Annotated in this window: 11 protein-coding genes and 1 pseudogene; 5 read left to right on the top strand and 7 right to left on the bottom strand. The window is 72.8% G+C overall.

Going from position 1 to position 16,067, the window contains the following annotated elements; all coding sequences use genetic code 11:
- Window positions 1–645 precede the first annotated feature (645 nt).
- Window positions 646–1,116: a ribonuclease HI gene (gene rnhA / locus V6V89_RS30450; RefSeq protein WP_334622941.1), complete on the top strand. Its 471-nt coding sequence runs from the start codon at window positions 646–648 to the stop codon at window positions 1,114–1,116.
- A 1,846-nt stretch (window positions 1,117–2,962) separates the two neighbouring features.
- On the opposite strand, the pseudogene V6V89_RS30445 reads toward rnhA, so the two are convergent.
- Both V6V89_RS30445 and V6V89_RS30440 read right to left on the bottom strand, forming a co-directional pair.
- Window positions 2,963–5,446: pseudogene (locus V6V89_RS30445) on the bottom strand (glycoside hydrolase family 38 C-terminal domain-containing protein); the annotation flags it as partial.
- The gene (locus tag V6V89_RS30440) at window positions 5,443–6,624 is read right to left on the bottom strand and encodes an ROK family transcriptional regulator (RefSeq protein WP_334622940.1); all 1,182 of its coding nucleotides are present in this window, start codon (window positions 6,622–6,624) and stop codon (window positions 5,443–5,445) included. The pseudogene V6V89_RS30445 and the gene V6V89_RS30440, both read right to left, overlap by 4 nt.
- 187 nt (window positions 6,625–6,811) lie before the next feature.
- Here V6V89_RS30440 and V6V89_RS30435 point away from each other — a divergent pair, with 187 nt between their 5' ends.
- Window positions 6,812–7,714, top strand: a complete 903-nt coding sequence (locus V6V89_RS30435; RefSeq protein WP_334622939.1) for an ROK family protein — start codon at window positions 6,812–6,814, stop codon at window positions 7,712–7,714.
- Window positions 7,711–8,124: a VOC family protein gene (locus tag V6V89_RS30430; protein WP_334622938.1), complete on the top strand. Its 414-nt coding sequence runs from the start codon at window positions 7,711–7,713 to the stop codon at window positions 8,122–8,124. The genes V6V89_RS30435 and V6V89_RS30430 overlap by 4 nt, the downstream gene beginning before the upstream one ends.
- Here the strand turns inward: V6V89_RS30430 and V6V89_RS30425 are convergent.
- A complete protein-coding gene (locus V6V89_RS30425; protein ID WP_334622936.1) occupies window positions 8,096–9,016 on the bottom strand; it encodes a GNAT family N-acetyltransferase in 921 nt (306 codons plus the stop codon). The genes V6V89_RS30430 and V6V89_RS30425 overlap by 29 nt on opposite strands.
- A gap of 3 nt (window positions 9,017–9,019) precedes the next feature.
- Window positions 9,020–9,367, bottom strand: a complete 348-nt coding sequence (locus tag V6V89_RS30420; RefSeq protein WP_334622935.1) for an MmcQ/YjbR family DNA-binding protein — start codon at window positions 9,365–9,367, stop codon at window positions 9,020–9,022.
- Window positions 9,368–9,386: 19 nt separating this feature from the next.
- On the opposite strand from V6V89_RS30420, the gene V6V89_RS30415 reads away from it, so the two are divergent.
- Complete coding sequence (locus V6V89_RS30415) at window positions 9,387–10,601, top strand: RNA polymerase sigma factor (protein ID WP_334622934.1); 1,215 nt, start codon at window positions 9,387–9,389, stop codon at window positions 10,599–10,601.
- A complete protein-coding gene (locus V6V89_RS30410) occupies window positions 10,598–12,010 on the top strand; it encodes a xylulokinase (RefSeq protein ID WP_334622933.1) in 1,413 nt (470 codons plus the stop codon). The genes V6V89_RS30415 and V6V89_RS30410 overlap by 4 nt, the downstream gene beginning before the upstream one ends.
- A gap of 49 nt (window positions 12,011–12,059) precedes the next feature.
- On the opposite strand, the gene V6V89_RS30405 is transcribed toward V6V89_RS30410, so the two are convergent.
- Genes V6V89_RS30405 through V6V89_RS30395 form a run of 3 tightly spaced genes read right to left on the bottom strand, consistent with a single transcriptional unit; the run spans window position 12,060 to window position 16,058 of the window.
- Window positions 12,060–12,821 (bottom strand): SRPBCC family protein, encoded by a 762-nt coding sequence (locus V6V89_RS30405; protein ID WP_334622931.1) that lies wholly within the window; start codon window positions 12,819–12,821, stop codon window positions 12,060–12,062.
- The gene (locus V6V89_RS30400; RefSeq protein ID WP_334622930.1) at window positions 12,811–13,674 is read right to left on the bottom strand and encodes an FAD binding domain-containing protein; all 864 of its coding nucleotides are present in this window, start codon (window positions 13,672–13,674) and stop codon (window positions 12,811–12,813) included. The genes V6V89_RS30405 and V6V89_RS30400 overlap by 11 nt, the downstream gene beginning before the upstream one ends.
- Entirely contained in the window at window positions 13,671–16,058 is a 2,388-nt protein-coding gene (locus V6V89_RS30395; protein ID WP_334622929.1) for a xanthine dehydrogenase family protein molybdopterin-binding subunit, read from the bottom strand. Before V6V89_RS30395 ends, V6V89_RS30400 begins: the two co-directional genes overlap by 4 nt.
- Between the last annotated feature and the right edge of the window lie 9 nt (window positions 16,059–16,067).

The raw sequence follows: 16,067 nt of genomic DNA, 5'->3' as shown, positions 1-16,067 counted from the left end.
CGGCGCCCGCCGCGCCACGCCCGCCGCGCCACGCCCGCCGCGCCGCGCCCGCCGTTGGCGCGCTCCGCGCGCCCCCTCTCCCCGCCGATCAAGGGCAAACGCACGTGATTGGATCTCAAAACCACGTGCGTTTGCCCTTGATCCATGCGAACGCCCTTGATCGGCGCCGCAAGGCGCCGCGCCCGGCCGGATTGCCCCTTCCGCGCCGCGGGCCGCTCGGGCTATTCGCAGCGCCCACCGACCGCGACCTTGGCGCCTGGCGTCCGCCCTAACTCGACGGCGTTGTCTCCTTGATCGCGGAACGAGGCGCGGTCGCTGTCGCAACCCCGCCGCTCGCTCTGGGAGGCGCGACGCGCGGCCACGGCCTGCTCGTCCTCGCGCGCGGCGACGGCCGTGACCCGCACCAACGCGGCGTCCGCCGATCAAGGCCATCCTCATCGATCAAGGGCGAACGCACGTGTTTTGAGATCCAATCACGTGCGTTTGCCCTTGATCGGCGGGGAGAGGGGCCGCGCGGGCCGCGCGGGCCGCGCGAGGCACGCGGGGCACGCGAGGCACGCGGGGCACGCGAGGCACGCGAGGCACGCGAGGCACGCGAGGCGCGCGAGGCGCGCGCGGGAGGTGGGGCGCCGGTACCGTGGGCGGGTGACGGTGGTTGAGGTGTATACGGATGGGGCTTGTAGCGGGAATCCTGGGCCCGGTGGGTGGGGTGCGGTGCTGCGGTACGGCGAGCATGTCAGGGAGCTGTGGGGCGGCGAGCCCGCCGGCACCACCAACAACCGCATGGAGCTGACCGCCGCCATCGAGGCGCTGGAGCATCTGAACAGGGCGGTCGCCATCCGCCTTCACACCGACAGCACCTACCTGCGGGACGGCATCACCAAGTGGATGCGCGGCTGGGAGCGCAACGGCTGGATGACGTCGGCCCGCACCCCGGTCAAGAACGCCGACCTGTGGCGCCGCCTCGCGACAGCGGCGGAGCGGCACCAGATCGAGTGGGTATGGGTCAAGGGCCATGCCGGCGACGAGGGCAACGAGCACGCCGACCGCCTCGCCAACCGTGGCATGACAGAAGCGCGCAGCGGCGCTGTCCCGCTGACTACCCCTCGGGCGTGACCTCGACCGAGACCGTCTCGGTGTAGTGGACCTGACCGAAGCAGGCGACCCTTACCGCCGCCCACCAGTGTGCGCCCGCTCGGGCCGTCGGCGGCGCTTCCACGACGAAGGGCACTTCGACGGTTTCCCCGGCCGGCACCACGACGCCCAGCGTCCATGGCGTGATCGCGACGCCGTCGCGGCCGCCCCAGGTGCCATCCGGGCTGAGCAGCTGCGCCTCGCCGCGCAGCTCGCTCCGGAGCAGGTTGGTCACCCGCAGGATCAGCTCACCCTGACCACCGGGCGCGACCCGCACGCCCGCTGGCCCCAATGCGGTTGAGACGAACGGGGCCGGCTCGGCGACACCGACCCTGACGGCGACCGCGTCTTCGAGGATCTGGCCCAGGTCGTCACGGATGCGTGCCGCCACCACGTACATGCCCGGCGACGCCCCGGAGGAGCGCACCGTCAACGGGAACGTCGCGTGAGAGCCTGCCGCAAGGTCGTACGCGAACGGACCGGCAGGCTCCACCGCGAGCCCCGGTGGCACGTCCAGCTCCAGCACACCGGACGCCGCCCGGCTCGACGCGGCCACCCGCACGACGACGTCGCCGGGCCCGCCGGTAAGCGCCAGCGACGACGGTTCGACGTGGACGGTGGTGGGCAGGTACCCGACCGGTGCCGGTCCCTTGTTGTGAAGCCAGTATCGGGTGAAGACGGGCTGAGCCGGCTCGGTCACGGGTGCCGGCAGCGAGGACGGCGCAGCCGAGGTCGGGCGTGCGGTCACGGTCACCACGTCGGCGGCGCCGATATCGACGACCACCGCCTCATTGTCCACAGTGAGCGGTCGCGGTTCGCCGCCCTCCAGGACGTCGGTCCGTTCCGGCGATGTGAGCCCACCGTACAGGCGCAACCGGGCCGTGGCCGGTGCGCCGCTCGACTCGTACAGCCGCACGGTGATTCCCGAACTCGGGTCGACGTCGCCAGGCAGCCCGGACGCCATCGGGTTGCCGCGCGGCTTGACCGCCGACAGGATGACGTGCGAGGGCTCGACCGAGCCGAGGCTCAACCGCGACGGCAGCTGCCCCGGCGTGGCGGGCGTCTCGTCGACGCGTACCGCGTGGTTTGCCTCCTGGCCGGCGCGCACGAAGCCGGCGGCGCGCCAGTCACCTGACCCCGCGACCAGGCTGTAGCGGAACGTGTGGCTCCAGTGCTGCAACTGGAAGCCGCTGCCGTCCGGCGCGGTGCGGCGCGGCCCGTCGATCCAGACGCCGCTAGGCCACGCGCTGCACGCGCGCATCAGGGAGAGGTACAGCGTGCCGTCCGGTTGGGCCACGAAGCTGGGTGTGCCGTGGTTGACCAGCGCGACCGAGTAGTCGTCGACCGGTTCGGCGGTGCCGGGCAACCCGTCCGGCAGCGGCACCTCGATGGTCGAGCCGTCGAAGTCGAGCCTGTCGCCGGCGACGATCAGCACCGGCAGGTCACGCGGTCCGCGTAGGTCCGCGCCGGGCGTCCACGCCGAGAGGCGGCTGCTGGCGGCGGGCACGAACACCATTCCGTTGCGCGCCAACGCCTCCCGGTATCCCGGCTCGGCGGCGTCGAGCACCTGCGAGGCGAACGCGTTGCCCGCGCCCAGCACGATCCGCACGTCGGGCAGGTTCGAGTCGGCGTCGAGCGCGCCGTACCGCGGCCCGTCCGGCCGGGTGAGGGTCGCTGTCACGCCCACCGCGACGAGCCGGGCCAGCAGATCGCGGACCGCCCCGCCCGACCCGTCCGAGGAGGACACGACCTCGGCGACACCGATAGCGTGCGCGGTGCGGCTGCCGTCGGCCCTCACGAGCGCGATGCGCGCGGTCGCCGACAGTCCCGCCCAGGTGTGCGCCGGACTGTCCAGTGTCCACAGATCCTCGGCGGCGTCCGATTCGGGAAAGCCGAACGACCGCCCGACGGCCGCGTATCCCACTTCGGCGACGGGAAGCGCGCCGGGCAGGTCGAGGTCGAAGCGGACGCGCAGCAGGTTGTCCTGCCCGATGGAGCCGTCGACGTGGGTCTGGAAGTCGATCCGGTCGACGCCGTCCCACAGTACCGTCTCGTGGCGGACGCGCAGGTCGCCGAGGGAGGTGGTGGACACGATCCGCCGGCCGATCGGCGACTCCTCAATGGACACTTCGGCGCTCTCGGCGCCCACGGCGGGACCGCTGGGAAGCAGGTGCCACGGTCCCTCGCCCCACCTGGGATGGGTCGCGTGCTCCGGCTGGCACACCAGCGCCCCGCCGAGCCCGCCGGGGCGCAGCAGCTCGCGCCCGGTGCGCCGGTCGGTGATCCGGCTGAGCGCGCCGTTGGCAGCGGCCTCGACGGCGAAAAGCTCATTCTGAGCGACGAGGCCAGGGGTCCAACCCGCCGGCACATCGTCAGCGGGAACCGCCCGGTACACCCGATAGCCGAGCGCCGGCACGTCTCGCGCCAGGAACGACAGTGTCACGTCGGCGAGCCCACCGTCCGCGTGCCGCAGCACTCCTTCGGCGAGCGCGGGCACGGGGCGCCCGCCATCGTCCTGTACGGCGACGCCGGCGGGACCCGGTGCCGGGTAACGCAGTCGCACCGTGGTGACGCCGTCGCGCGCCCAGGAGAGCGGGTTGACCGCCACCAGCGCCCGCCCGGGCCCGCTCGTGTCGGCGGCCGCCGCGATGGCCGCGACCGCCGCCGCCCGAGCGCCCTCCCCCAGCTCGTACGCCTCCCGCCAGCCGCCGAGCAGATCCAGGTACACCTGGTCCGACTCGGTGCCGGTAACCGCGTCGTGGTGCGCCCCGTACGCGAGCTGCCGCCACGCCTTGTCCAACGCCTCAGCCGGAAACCGGAAGCCGAACGCCGAGGACTGGCCGCCGAGCGCCGAGGACTGGCCGCCGAGCGCCGAGGACTGGCCGCCGAGCGCCGAGGACTGGCCGCCGAGCGCCGAGGACTGGCCGCCGAGCGCCGAGGACTGGCCGCCGAGCGCCGAGGACTGGCCGCCGAGCGCCGAGGACTGGTCGCCGAGCGCCGGGGACGAGCTGCCGAGCAGAGCCGCCACAGTGGACAGCCTTTCGGCGTCGAGCACGGAGACCTCGCCGGCCCGCTGCCCCTGCTTCGTGTCGATGTAGGACACGTCCTTGCCGGTGTACACCGGGTTCATGTCGCGGGTCTGCGGCGACGCGGTCCGGCCGGTTGAGGCGAGTTCGGCGCGCACAGCCGCGAAGAAGTCGTGGGGCAGCCCGAGGACGAAGCGCGGCCACACGTACCGCTTTGCCCACAGCCGGTGGATCTCGGTGCACCAGCGGGACGGGATGTTGTGGTCGTGCCCGACGGGCAGCAGCACGTGCCGCGTGGCAGCCACCTGCTTCAGCTCGCTGAACTGGGCGTACGCCTCGGCCATCGCCTCGTCGAGGGTGTCCTTGCGCTCCATGTTCCAGCCGGCGACGTAGTGGTCGGCCATGTACGCGGTCAGCAGGCCCCGCCCGGTCGGCGAGATCCACTCGAACTCGCTCGGGAACTGCATCCGCGCGATGTCACCGGCGTGCCGCCGCGGGCCGACGTGGTGGAACGGCCCTCGCGCCCACGCCGACGAGTCGAGGCCGGCGTCCGCCATGAGTCCCGGAAAGGCCGGGTCGTGGCCGAACACGTCGAGCATCCACGCGGTACGCGGGTCGCCGCCGACCACGTCGCGCTGGTACCCCACGCCGTAGACCGCGTTGCGGATCGTCGACTCGGGGTGGGTGAGGTTGGTGTTGGGCTCGTTGTAGGTGCCGCCAACCAGCTCGACGCGACCCTCGCGGAGAAACCGCCGCAGGTCGGCCCTGTCCTGCGGAAACACGTCCCAGTAAGGCTTGAGGTAGTCGAGCTCGGCGAGCACGAACTTGTAGTCGTCGTCGTGCCGGGCCGCGTCGAGGTGCGCGCGCACGAGGTCGAACGCGGTGCGGTTGAAGTCTGGCCGGCGCTCCTCGGCGACCGGCAGGTCGTACCACGTCTCGGTGAAACCGGCCTGGGTGTTCCACCAGACCGGGTCGTAGTGGAAATGCGACACCATCCACATCGTCCAGCCGGTTTCGGCCGCGGTGACGACGCCGTCCATCGTGGACTCGCCCGCCACGGCGGTGACCCGGTGCACCGAGCCGGGGCGCGAGGGCGCGGCGATCCGCACGCCGACCTCGACAATGCCGGGTGCGGTGGCGAGCACCGGCTCGGGCGTGGTCACCGTCGGGCCCTCGACCCGGACGTGCACCGGGGTGAGCACAGTGGACAGCGTGACGCGCACGACCTGGCAGGGCGCGGCGGCGGTGCCTACGAAAAGATCGGTGGACTGGATTTCGGTTATCACACTGGTTCCGCTCGTTGCAGGGCACGTTCTCGGGCGTTGCGCAGGCCGCTTGCCAGCCCGCCGAGGAGGGTGGCGTCGTCGCCGAGCGCGGACACCGCGAAGGCGGGGATGGGCAGCGGAAGCAGCGCTGCCAGCCGCTGACGAAGGGGTACCAGATAGTCGCCGAAGTGGCGGCCGACGCCGCCGCCGAGCACGACCAGCTCGGGGTCGAGCAGTGTCATCACCGCGGCCAGCGCGGTGGTCAGGTGGTCGAGTTCGTCGGCCATGGCGCGCACCGCCGCGGGTTCCTCGGCCTTGGCCGCGGCGAGCACGTCTTCGGCCTTGCTCGCGGTGGTGAGGCCGTGCCGGCGCGCCGCGGCGACCAGCCCGTCGGCCGCGGCGGCGGTCTCCAGGAGGCCACGGCGTAGTGCGGCGCGGCCCGATTCCGGGGCCGCGACCGGGAGGAACGCGACCTCGCCCGCGGTGCCGTGCGCCCCGCGGTGCAGCTTGCCGCCGAGTACCGCGCCGATGCCGAGCCCGCTGCCGATGTGCAGGTAAACGAAGTTTTCGACGCCGCGTCCCAGTCCGTACGCCTGCTCGCCGAGCGCCGCGAGGTCGACGTCGTTTTCGAAGGCGATGTGCGCGCCGAGCCGGTCGCGGAGCGTGGGCACCAGGTCGGGGCGTTCCCAGCCGGGCAGGTTGGAGGCGTGGCGGACCCGGTGGCCGGCCTCGTCGTAGACGCCGGGGCTGCCGACCACGACGTTGAGCACCGATTCGGGCGCGACCTCGGTGCCGGCGAGCAGCTCGTCGACCATGTCGCCGATCTGGTCGACCAGCGCCCGTGCGCCGCGCTTGGACCGCCGCCGCGACCGGCCGGCGACGGTGCCGGTCAGGTCGGCGAGGAGTACGCCCACCCACCGCAGCCCGACGTCGATGGCGACGACCCAGCCGGCCTCCGGGCGCGGGCCGAACAGCTGCGGCGCCCGGCCAGCGGCGCCGGTGCGGAGGCCGACCTTCTGGACCAGCCCGAACTGCTCTAGCCGCGCGAGGGCGAGCCCGACGGTCGGCTTGGACAGGCCGGTCTCGTTGACCAGTTGGGTGACCGACGTGGGCGCGAGCTCGAACACCCGCCTGAACACGGTGCGCTCGTTGACCTGACGCAGGAACGTGGCGCTCGTGGCGACCTCGGACGCGGTCATCGGAACAGTAAACACCACCCGTGTTCGTGATTGAAAGGAAGGCTCCCTTACACTCATCGGCCATGACAGAGTCAGCTGGCGTTCGCTGGCCCGCGCTCCGCTCGGGCGGCTCGGGCGCCGAAAGCCGCCGCCCCGCGGCGCGCCCTCACAGGTTCCTCGACTCCGGGGCGGCGGCGGGCGGCGGCGCATGACAGGCCAGGTGCTCGGCATCGACATCGGCGGAACAAAGGTGGCGATAGCGACCGCGGCGGCGGGAAACCGGCTCCACGAAACGCAGCGCCCCACCGCCGCCACGGAAGGCGTCACCGCCGTCGTCGACCGGATCATCCGGGCCGCGCGCGAACTGGTCGAGGCCGACCCAGCGCCGCTTGCCGGCGTGGGCGTCGTCTGTCCCGGCGTCATCCGCGAGGACGGCGTCGCGCTCGCGCCCAACAACCCTGGCTGGGAGACGCTGCGGCTGCGCGAGACGTTCGCGGCGGCGTTCCCCGGCGTACCGGTGGCGGTCATGAACGACGTCAAGGCCGGCGCCCTCGCCGAGAGCGCCACCGGCGCGCTCGTCGGCACCCGGTCCGGCATCTACCTCAACCTCGGCACCGGGCTTGCCGCGGCGTTCGTCGTCGACGGCGCGGTGGTCGAGGGCGCGCACGGCGCCGCCGGCGAGATCGCGTACCAATTGCCCGGGCCCCGCCACCCGTCCGCGTACGCCGACGGCCACGCCCCGCTGGAGGAGATCGTCTCGGGACAGGCCATCGGCGCCAACGCCTCCGCCGTGCTCGGCCGCCCGGTGGACGCCGCCGAGGCGTTCGCGCTGGCCCCCACCCACCCGGCGGTCGCCGCGGTGGTCGACGCGGCCGTCGAAGCCCTGGCCACCCACGTCGCCAACCTGTGCGTCGCCCTCGACCCGGACCGCGTGGTGCTGGCCGGCGGGCTGGTCGGGCAGGCGGTCGTGCTGGTGCCCCGGCTGGCCGCCGTGCTGCGGCGAGCAGTGCCGTTCCCGCCGGAGGTGCTGGTGGCCCGGCACCCGTTCGACGCGCCGCTCGCGGGCGCCCTCGTGATCGCGGCGCGCGCCGCCCTACCCTTGGTCCGATGAGCGACAACGCGCACGTCCGGCAGCTCCGCATCGTGGTGACGGCCGACGACTACGACGCCGCCCTCCGCTTCTATCGGGACGTGCTCGGCATGCCCGAGGAGGCGGCGTTCTCGTCGGAGGACGGGCGGGTCACGATCCTCGACGCCGGCCGCGCCACGCTGGAGCTGGCCGATCCCAACCACGCCGACTACGTCGACGAGGTCGAGGTCGGGCGGCGGGTGGCCGGCCACATCCGGCTCTGCTTCGAGGTCGACGACGCGACCGCGAAGACCGCCGCGCTGGCCGAGGAGGGCGCCACCGTGGTCGCCGAGCCCACGCTCACGCCGTGGAACTCGCTCAACGCCCGCCTCGACGCCCCCGCCGGCCTGCACGTCACGCTCTTTACCGAGCTGGGTCCCACGTCCAGTTGACCGACCGCTCGAACGTGACATAACCGGCCCGCGCGAAAGCCGCGGCCATCGGGACGTTGCCGACGTCGGTCGCCGCGCGGACGCGCGGCACGCCTTCGGCGGCCAGGACACGGGTACCTTCGGCCAGCAGCTCGTCGACGTACCCGTTGCCGCGATGCTCGGGCAGCACCGCGATATACCCGATGACGGGGTTGTACGCGTTGCGCCCAGGCGTGACGAAGCCGACCGGCTCGCCATCCGGCAGCGTCGCGACCCGCCACCACTCCCGCGGGCTGCGGTACGTCGCCAGCTCCCGGTCGAAGTGCGCGGCGGCCGATTCGGCGGGCGTCATGTGGGTGAGGTCGTCGAGGCCGTGCGCGTCGAGGGTGCCGTCGAGCACCCGCGCCATCAGCTCGATCATCTCGTCGCGGCCCTGCGTCTGGCGGAAGAGCAGCCGCCCGCTCGGCTCGGCGATCGGCGTGCCGGGCCGCCACTCCAGCCGCAGCCGCTCCACCAGGGGCTGCGCGCCTATCCGGGCGACCGCAGCCAGCCGCTCCTCGACCACGCGCCGGCTCTCCGGCTGCTCCCGCCAGTCCGGCGGCACGAACCGGATGTACTCCGGCGGGGTGCCACCAGCCGGTACGACGGCACCGAGCGCGGCCTCAAGAAGCGCGATCCCCTCGTCGACGGCGCCGCTCTCGACGTCGAAGACGTCGAGCAGCTCCGGGTCCGGATCGCCCCACCATGCGGCCCGCGCAACGAGCTGGTCACCCCGCAGTGCCACCCACATCCACTCCGGGCGTCGCCGCCCGGCGTCGAGGTCGTCGGCCAGCTCGTGGTCGAGCGTGTACGTCAGCCGGCAGAACAGGTCCAGCTCGTCGCGACCCGAGATCGGGCGCATGATCAAATCCATCCGCTAACCCTGTCGCGCTTCCCACTCGGCTGCCACTCTTTTTGGCACGCACATCCGCCACGCGTCGATGACCAGCTCACGCATCTCGTCTTCGTCGAGGGCGGCCATCCACGCCTGCACCCAGTGGTACCGCTCGTCGGCGCGGGACGGCGGGAAGAACTTCTCCGGCTCGGCGGCGATCAGCGCGGCACGCTCCTGTTTGGGAAAGCCGAACCCCATGGTGGTCTCGTCGCGCGAGAACGCCACGTAGACGATCCGCCCCACCCGGAACTTGACCCGGTCGCGAATCAGATGCTCCGAGGTGCGCGGCAGCGTCAAGGCCACCCGTCGCACGTCCTCGACCGTCACCATCCGCCTAGGGTAGTGCGCTATGGGACGGGTCGAGGAGCAGCTGCGGGAAGCGGCGCCGCAGGTGCTGGGCATACTCATCCGGCGGTACGGGCAGTTCGACGCGTGCGAGGACGCCGTGCAGGAGGCGCTGCTGAGCGCCGCGACCCAATGGCCCGAAGAGGGCATACCCGACAATCCGCGCGCATGGCTGGTGACCGTCGCCTCCCGCCGGCTGACCGACCAGTTCCGCAGCGACGCGGCCCGGCGCCGCCGCGAGGCCACCGTGGCATCGATGGGCGAGGAGACCTACGAAGACCAGCCGACCGCACACGACGACACGCTCACCCTGCTCTTCCTGTGCTGCCATCCGTCGCTCACCGCGGCGTCACAGATCGCCCTCACCCTCCGCGCCGTCGGTGGCCTGACCACCGCGCAGATCGCGCACGCCTTCCTGGTGCCGGAGGCCACGATGGCCCAACGGATCAGCCGGGCCAAACAGCGCGTCAAGGCGACGGGCAGCGAGTTCACGATGCCGCCCGAGCCCGAGCGCGCCGAGCGGCTGCGCGCGGTGCTGCACGTCCTGTACCTCATCTTCAACGAGGGCTACACCGCGACCTCCGGTCCGGACCTGCACCGCGGCGAACTGACCCGAGAGGCGATCCGCCTCACCCGCGGCCTGCACCGGGCCCTGCCCGACGACGGCGAGGTCGCCGGCCTGCTCGCGCTGATGCTGCTCACCGACGCACGGCGGCCGGCACGCACCCGGCCCGACGGCTCGCTGGTGCCGCTCGCCGAGCAGGACCGCGCCCTGTGGAGCCGGCCCGACATCGAGGAGGGTGTCGCGCTCATCACGGACACGCTGGCCCGCGCTCCCATCGGCCCATACCAGATCCAGGCCGCCATCGCGGCCGTCCATGACGAGGCGCCGCGCGCGGACGACACCGACTGGCCGCAGATCCTGGGCCTCTATTCGGTACTGGAACGCGTCGCGCCCGGCCCCATGGTCACCCTGAACCACGCGATCGCGCTCGCGATGGTCAAGGGACCCCGAGCCGGCCTCGACCTGCTGGCCACGCTCGACTCCGACGATCGGATCGCCTCCCACCACCGGCTCGCCGCGACCCGGGCACACCTGCTGGAGATCACCGGCGACGCGGCGGCCGCCCGCGCCCAGTACCAGCTAGCCGCCAAGCGGACCAGCAGCGTGCCCGAGCAGCGCTACCTGGAGGCGCGCGCGGCGCGGCTCGCGACATGAGCGAGGGAGTCGCCTTCAGCGCCGCCCGACCGAGCAAACCTGGAGGCACTGCGAACGCGTTCCTGGGCGTCGACCTGGGCACCAGCGGCCTCAAGCTCGCCTTGCTCGGCGCGGACGGCTCGCTGGTCGCGGAAGCCGAGGCTGGATACGAGGTGCGGCGGCCGCACGCCGGCTGGGCGGAGACCGACCCGGCCGAGTGGGTGGCCACGCTGCGGACCGCGCGGGCGGCCTTGCCGCCCGCGAGCATCGCCGCGGTCGGTGTGACGGGCCAGATGCACGGCGCCGTCCTGTGTGACGAGTCAGGTGTACCGGTACGGCCGGCCGTGCTCTGGCCGGATCAGCGCGCCACCGCCGAACTCGACCGCTGGGGTGCCATCCCCGCCCCGGCCCGCGACCGGCTCGCCAACCCGCTGGCACCCGGAATGACCGGCCCGATCGTGGCATGGCTGGCCGCACACGAACCGGACGCCGTCGCGCGCGCCACCCACCTGTTGCTGCCCAAGGACTTCCTGCGGCTGACCATCGCCGGCCCACCCGTGACCGAACGCAGCGACGCCTCCGCCACCCTCCTGTGGGACGTGGTTGGCGACGACTGGTCCGCTGCCGCCGTCGCGGCGGCCGACATCCCCGCGCGCCTGCTGCCCGAGGTGGTCTCACCGGACACGGTCGTCGGCTCGGACGGCGACGCCGCGGTGATAGCCGGCTGCGCGGACACGCCCGCCGCGCTGCTGGCCGTCGGCACCGTCGACGACTTCCAGATCAACCTCGGCACCGGGGCACAGGTGCTGCGCAGGGTCGCCGCCCCGCAACCGGTGGCGTCACCGGTCACGCACCTGTACGCGGCCGCCGACGAGGGCTGGTACGCGATGGCCGCCGTGCAGAACGCGGGCCTCGCGCTGGACTGGGTCTGCGGCGTGCTCGGATTCTCGTGGGCCGACCTGGTGGAGGCGGCGGCCGCCGGGCCGGCCGGCGCCGGCGGTGTGACCTTCCTGCCATTCCTGACCGGCGAGCGCGGCGGCCTGGCCGGTCCGTCCAGCCGAGGCGGATGGCTGGGACTGCGGGCGTCCACGACCCGTTTGGAACTGGCTCGGGCTGCTGTGGAGGCGATGGTGTTCGCCGTGCGGCGTGCGGCCGAACTGCTCGGGCCGCTGGGGCCGGCGGTACGCCTGACCGGAGGCGGCGGGCGCGAGCCGCTCGTCCGCCAACTGCTCGCGGACGCCTTGGGCGTGGTCGTGCGGCGCGTGGAGGTACGCAGCGCGTCCGCGACCGGCGCGGCCCTGCTCGCCGCCCGCGCGGTCGGCGCCAACGTACTCCCCGACCGCGCCTGCCCTCCCGACACCGTCCCCCGCCCGAACCCGGCGCTCGAGTCCGCGTACAGCTCCTGGCTGGAGCACACCCGCACGGCCTAGCCGCCCCCAGACGGGGTGGTCGGCAAGCATCGGCCGTGCGCGGGTGAGGTCAGCCGCGTAGGGCGCGGATCACGAACCATGTCGCGACCGCCGCTACGGCCGCGAGGCCGACCAGGCCCGCGTACCGGGCGGTGCGCGTGCCCGCCGAGAGCTTGAGCAGGTCGATCGGCTCGACTTCCCGCTCCGGCTCGACCGGCCGCAAGACAGCTGCGGGCGAGACCGCGGTGGCCGCCGGCTGGATGGCGGCGGGCGTCGTTTCGATGCCGTCCGCGGACGGCGTCGAGGTGGCCTCGGCTGGTGCGGGCTCGCTCGGCTCGGCGGGGTCGGGGAGGCTGTCGGGGACGACGGGCTGGGGTGCGTCCGGAACGGGTGCGGCGATCTCGCTCGCCAGGCAATCGGCGAACTGGCCCACCAGCCGCCCGCCCACGTCGGCCAGCATCCCGCGCCCGAACTGCGCCGGACGCCCGGTCACCACCAGGTCGGTGGCGACCTCGACGCGGGTCCGGTCGCCGTCCGGCACCAGAACGGCGGTGACCGTCGCGGACGCGGTGCCCGCCGCCCGCGTGTCTCGCCCGGAGGCCTCGATGACGACCCGGTGGGCCGCGTCGTCGCGTTCGACGAAGCGGCCCTTTCCGGTGTACGTCAACACGATCGGTCCGACCTTGACCTTCACCGTGCCGGTGAACGCCTCGCCGTCGAACTCGGTGAGCGCCGCCCCCGGCATGCAGGGCGCGACACGTGGCACGTCCAGCAGGACGCGCCACGCCTCGTCGACGTCCACCGGCACGGTGAAGCTGTGGTCAAGACGCATGGATGCCTCCTGCCGCCGCGACGGCGCGACGGGTCAGCACGGTTGCCAGGTGACTGCGGTACGCCGCGGACGCCCATACATCCGTCGGTGGATCTGCGCCCTCGGCCGCTCGCCCGGCGGCGGAGCTGACCGCGTCGACGGTGGCCGATGCGCCGACCAGAGCCTCCTCGACGGCGCGGGCCCGCACCGGGCGAGAACCCATGTTGGTCAGGGCCACCCGCGCCCCGGCGATCATGCCATTCTCCCGCCGGACGGCCGCGGCCACACCGACGATGGCCCACGCCTGCGCCACCCGGCTGAACTTCTCGTAGTGGGTTCCCCAACCGTCCTGTTTGGGCACCCGGAGCGCGGCGAGCAGCTCACCGTCGCCGAGGGAGGTGGTGAGGAAGTCGACGAAGAAGTCGGCGGCGGGGATGGTGCGCCAGCCGCCAGGGCCGACCACTTCGAACGAGACGTCCAACGCGATCGCCACGCTGGGCAGATCACCGGCCGGGTCGGCGTGCGACAGGGAGCCGCCGATGGTGCCCAGATGCCGCACCTGCCGATCGGCCACGGTCTCGGTGGCCTGAGCGAGCAGCGGCGCGTGGTCGCGCACCAGGGGATCGCGCAGCAGGTCGGCGTGCCGGGTCATCGCGCCGACGACCAACGCGTCGCCGTCGTCGCGGACGCCGCGCAGCTCCCCCAGGCCGCCGAGGTCGACGAGCAGGGTGGGCACGGCCATCCGGAGGCGGAGCATCGGGATGAGGCTCTGGCCGCCGGCGAGCACCTTGGCGTCGTCGCCACCGTCGGTCAGCGCCCGCACCGCGTCATCTACTGTGGACGGCTTCGCGTATTCGAACGACACCGGAATCATGAGCGCGCACCCCCTTGCAGGGCCTGCCACACCCGCTCGGGGGTGGCCGGCATCCGGATGTCTCGCACCCCGTACGGCCGCAGCGCGTCGACGATCGCGTTGATGACGGCCGGCGTCGACGCGATCGTGCCAGCCTCGCCGACGCCCTTGGCACCGAGCGGGTGGTCCGGCGCGGGGGTTTCGTTGCGGTCGCTGACGATGTCGGGCAGGTCGACCGCGCTCGGCACCGTGTAGTCGATGAAGGTGCCGGTGAGCAGGTTGCCTTCGCTGTCGTACACGGCCTCCTCGAAGAGGGCCTGCGCGATGCCCTGCGCGACGCCGCCGTGCACCTGGCCCTCGACGATGAGCGGGTTGATGACCCGGCCCACGTCGTCGACGGCCACATAGGACCGTATCGTCACGCGGCCGGTCTCGGTGTCGACCTCGGTCGCGCACAGGTGTGTGCCGTGCGGGAACGAGAAGTTGCCTGGGTCGTACGTGGCGTCGGCGTCGACGGACGGCTCGACGCCGTCCGGCATGTCATGCGCGGCGAACACCGCGAACGCGCAGTCGGCGATCGTCTTGCCGGCCGCGTCCGAGGGTGCGCCGCGCACGCGGAACGCCCCGTCGGCGAACTCCAGGTCGGACACGTCGCACTCCAGCAGGTGCGCCGCCACCGGCCTGGCCTTGTCGATCACCTTGGTGCACGCGTTGACCAGCGCGATGCCGCCGACGGCCAACGACCGCGACCCGTACGTGTCGAGTCCCTTGTGCGACGTGCGGGTGTCGCCGTGCAGCACCTCTATATCTTCGAAAGGCACACCGAGCCGATCGGCGACGATCTGGCTCCACGCCGTCTCGTGGCCCTGCCCGTGCGGAGACGTGCCGGTGACGACCTCCACCTTGCCGGTGGGCAGTACCCGCACGCTGGCGGTCTCCCAGCCACCCGCGGCGTACCGCAGGGCGCCCAGTACCCGCGACGGGGCGAGGCCGCACATCTCGGTGTATGTGGACACGCCGATGCCCAACTGCACCGGGTCGCCGGACGCCCGGCGGGAAGCCTGCTCCGCCCGCAGTTCCTCGTATCCGAACAGCGCGAGCGCCTTGTCGGTGGCGGCCTCGTAGTTGCCTGAGTCGTAGGTCAGCCCGGCGACGGTGTCGAACGGGAACTCGTCGTGCCCGATCCAGTTGCGCCGGCGTATCTCGACCGGGTCCAGGTCGAGCTCGGCGGCCAGCTCGTCCATCAGGCGCTCGATCGCGTACGTGGCCTCGGGCCGCCCGGCCCCACGGTAGGCGTCGGTCGTGGTGGTGTTGGTGTAGACGCCGGTGCACACGAAGCGGTACGCCGGGAACTTGTAGATGGCGTTATACATGAAGGCGCCCAGCAACGGCACGCCCGGCGTGACGATGCCGAGGTATGCGCCCATGTTGGCGAGCAGGTTGACGCGCAGCCCGAGCACCGTGCCGTCGCGCCGCGCGGCCAGTTCGAGGTCCTGGATCTGGTCGCGCCCGTGGTGGGCGGAGAGCAGGCTGTCGGAGCGGGTCTCGGTGTACTTGACCGGCTTGCCAACGCGCTGCGCCGCCATGAACGCGATCAGTTCCTCCGCGGTGACCTGTAGCTTGCCGCCGAACCCGCCGCCGACGTCTGGCGCCACCACCCGCACCTTGTGCTCCGGCATGCCGGTCACCAGCGCCACCATCACCCGCAGGATGTGGGGGATCTGCGTGGCCGACCAGATGGTGTGCTGGTCGCCGGTCGGGTCGACGACCACGCTGCGCGGCTCCATGAACGCGGGGATCAGCCGCTGCTGGATGTACCGGCGCTTGATAACCACCTCGGCGCCGGCGAAGGCCGCGTCGACGGCCTGGCCGGTGCCGGCCTCGCCGGAGTCGAACACCCACGTGTACGCCTTGTTGGTGCCCTTGTCGGCGTGCACCAGCCGGGCGTCTTCGGCGAGCGCCTCTTCCATGTCGAGCACGACGGGCAGCGGCTCGTAGTCGACCTCGATCGAGGCGAGCGCGTCGACCGCGCTGGCCCGGTCGCGGGCCACGACGACGGCGACCGCCTCGCCTGCGTGCCGCACCTCGTCGACCGCCAGTGGCGGGTGGTCGGGGTGCACCATGTCTTCGGTCACCGGCCACGCGCACGGCAGGCTGCCCTGCGTGTCGGCCACGTCGCGGCCGCTGAACGCCGTCACCACGCCGGGCTCGCGCAGCGCCGCCGACGTGTCGACCCGGGTGACCCGGGCGTGCGCCATCGGGCTGCGCAGGATCGCCAGGTGCAGCATGCCCGGCAGCGTGATGTTCTCCGTCCACATCGTCCGGCCGGTGATGAGCCGAGCGTCTTCCTTGCGTTTGCGTGCCGCGCCGACCTCGCCGGCGGGTCGTTCCTGGACAGTGGTCACGAACCGACC

This window comes from Micromonospora sp. CPCC 206061 (genome assembly GCF_036906915.1).
Taxonomy (GTDB): domain Bacteria; phylum Actinomycetota; class Actinomycetes; order Mycobacteriales; family Micromonosporaceae; genus Phytohabitans.
This window is presented reverse-complemented; position numbering and strand designations above follow the sequence as displayed.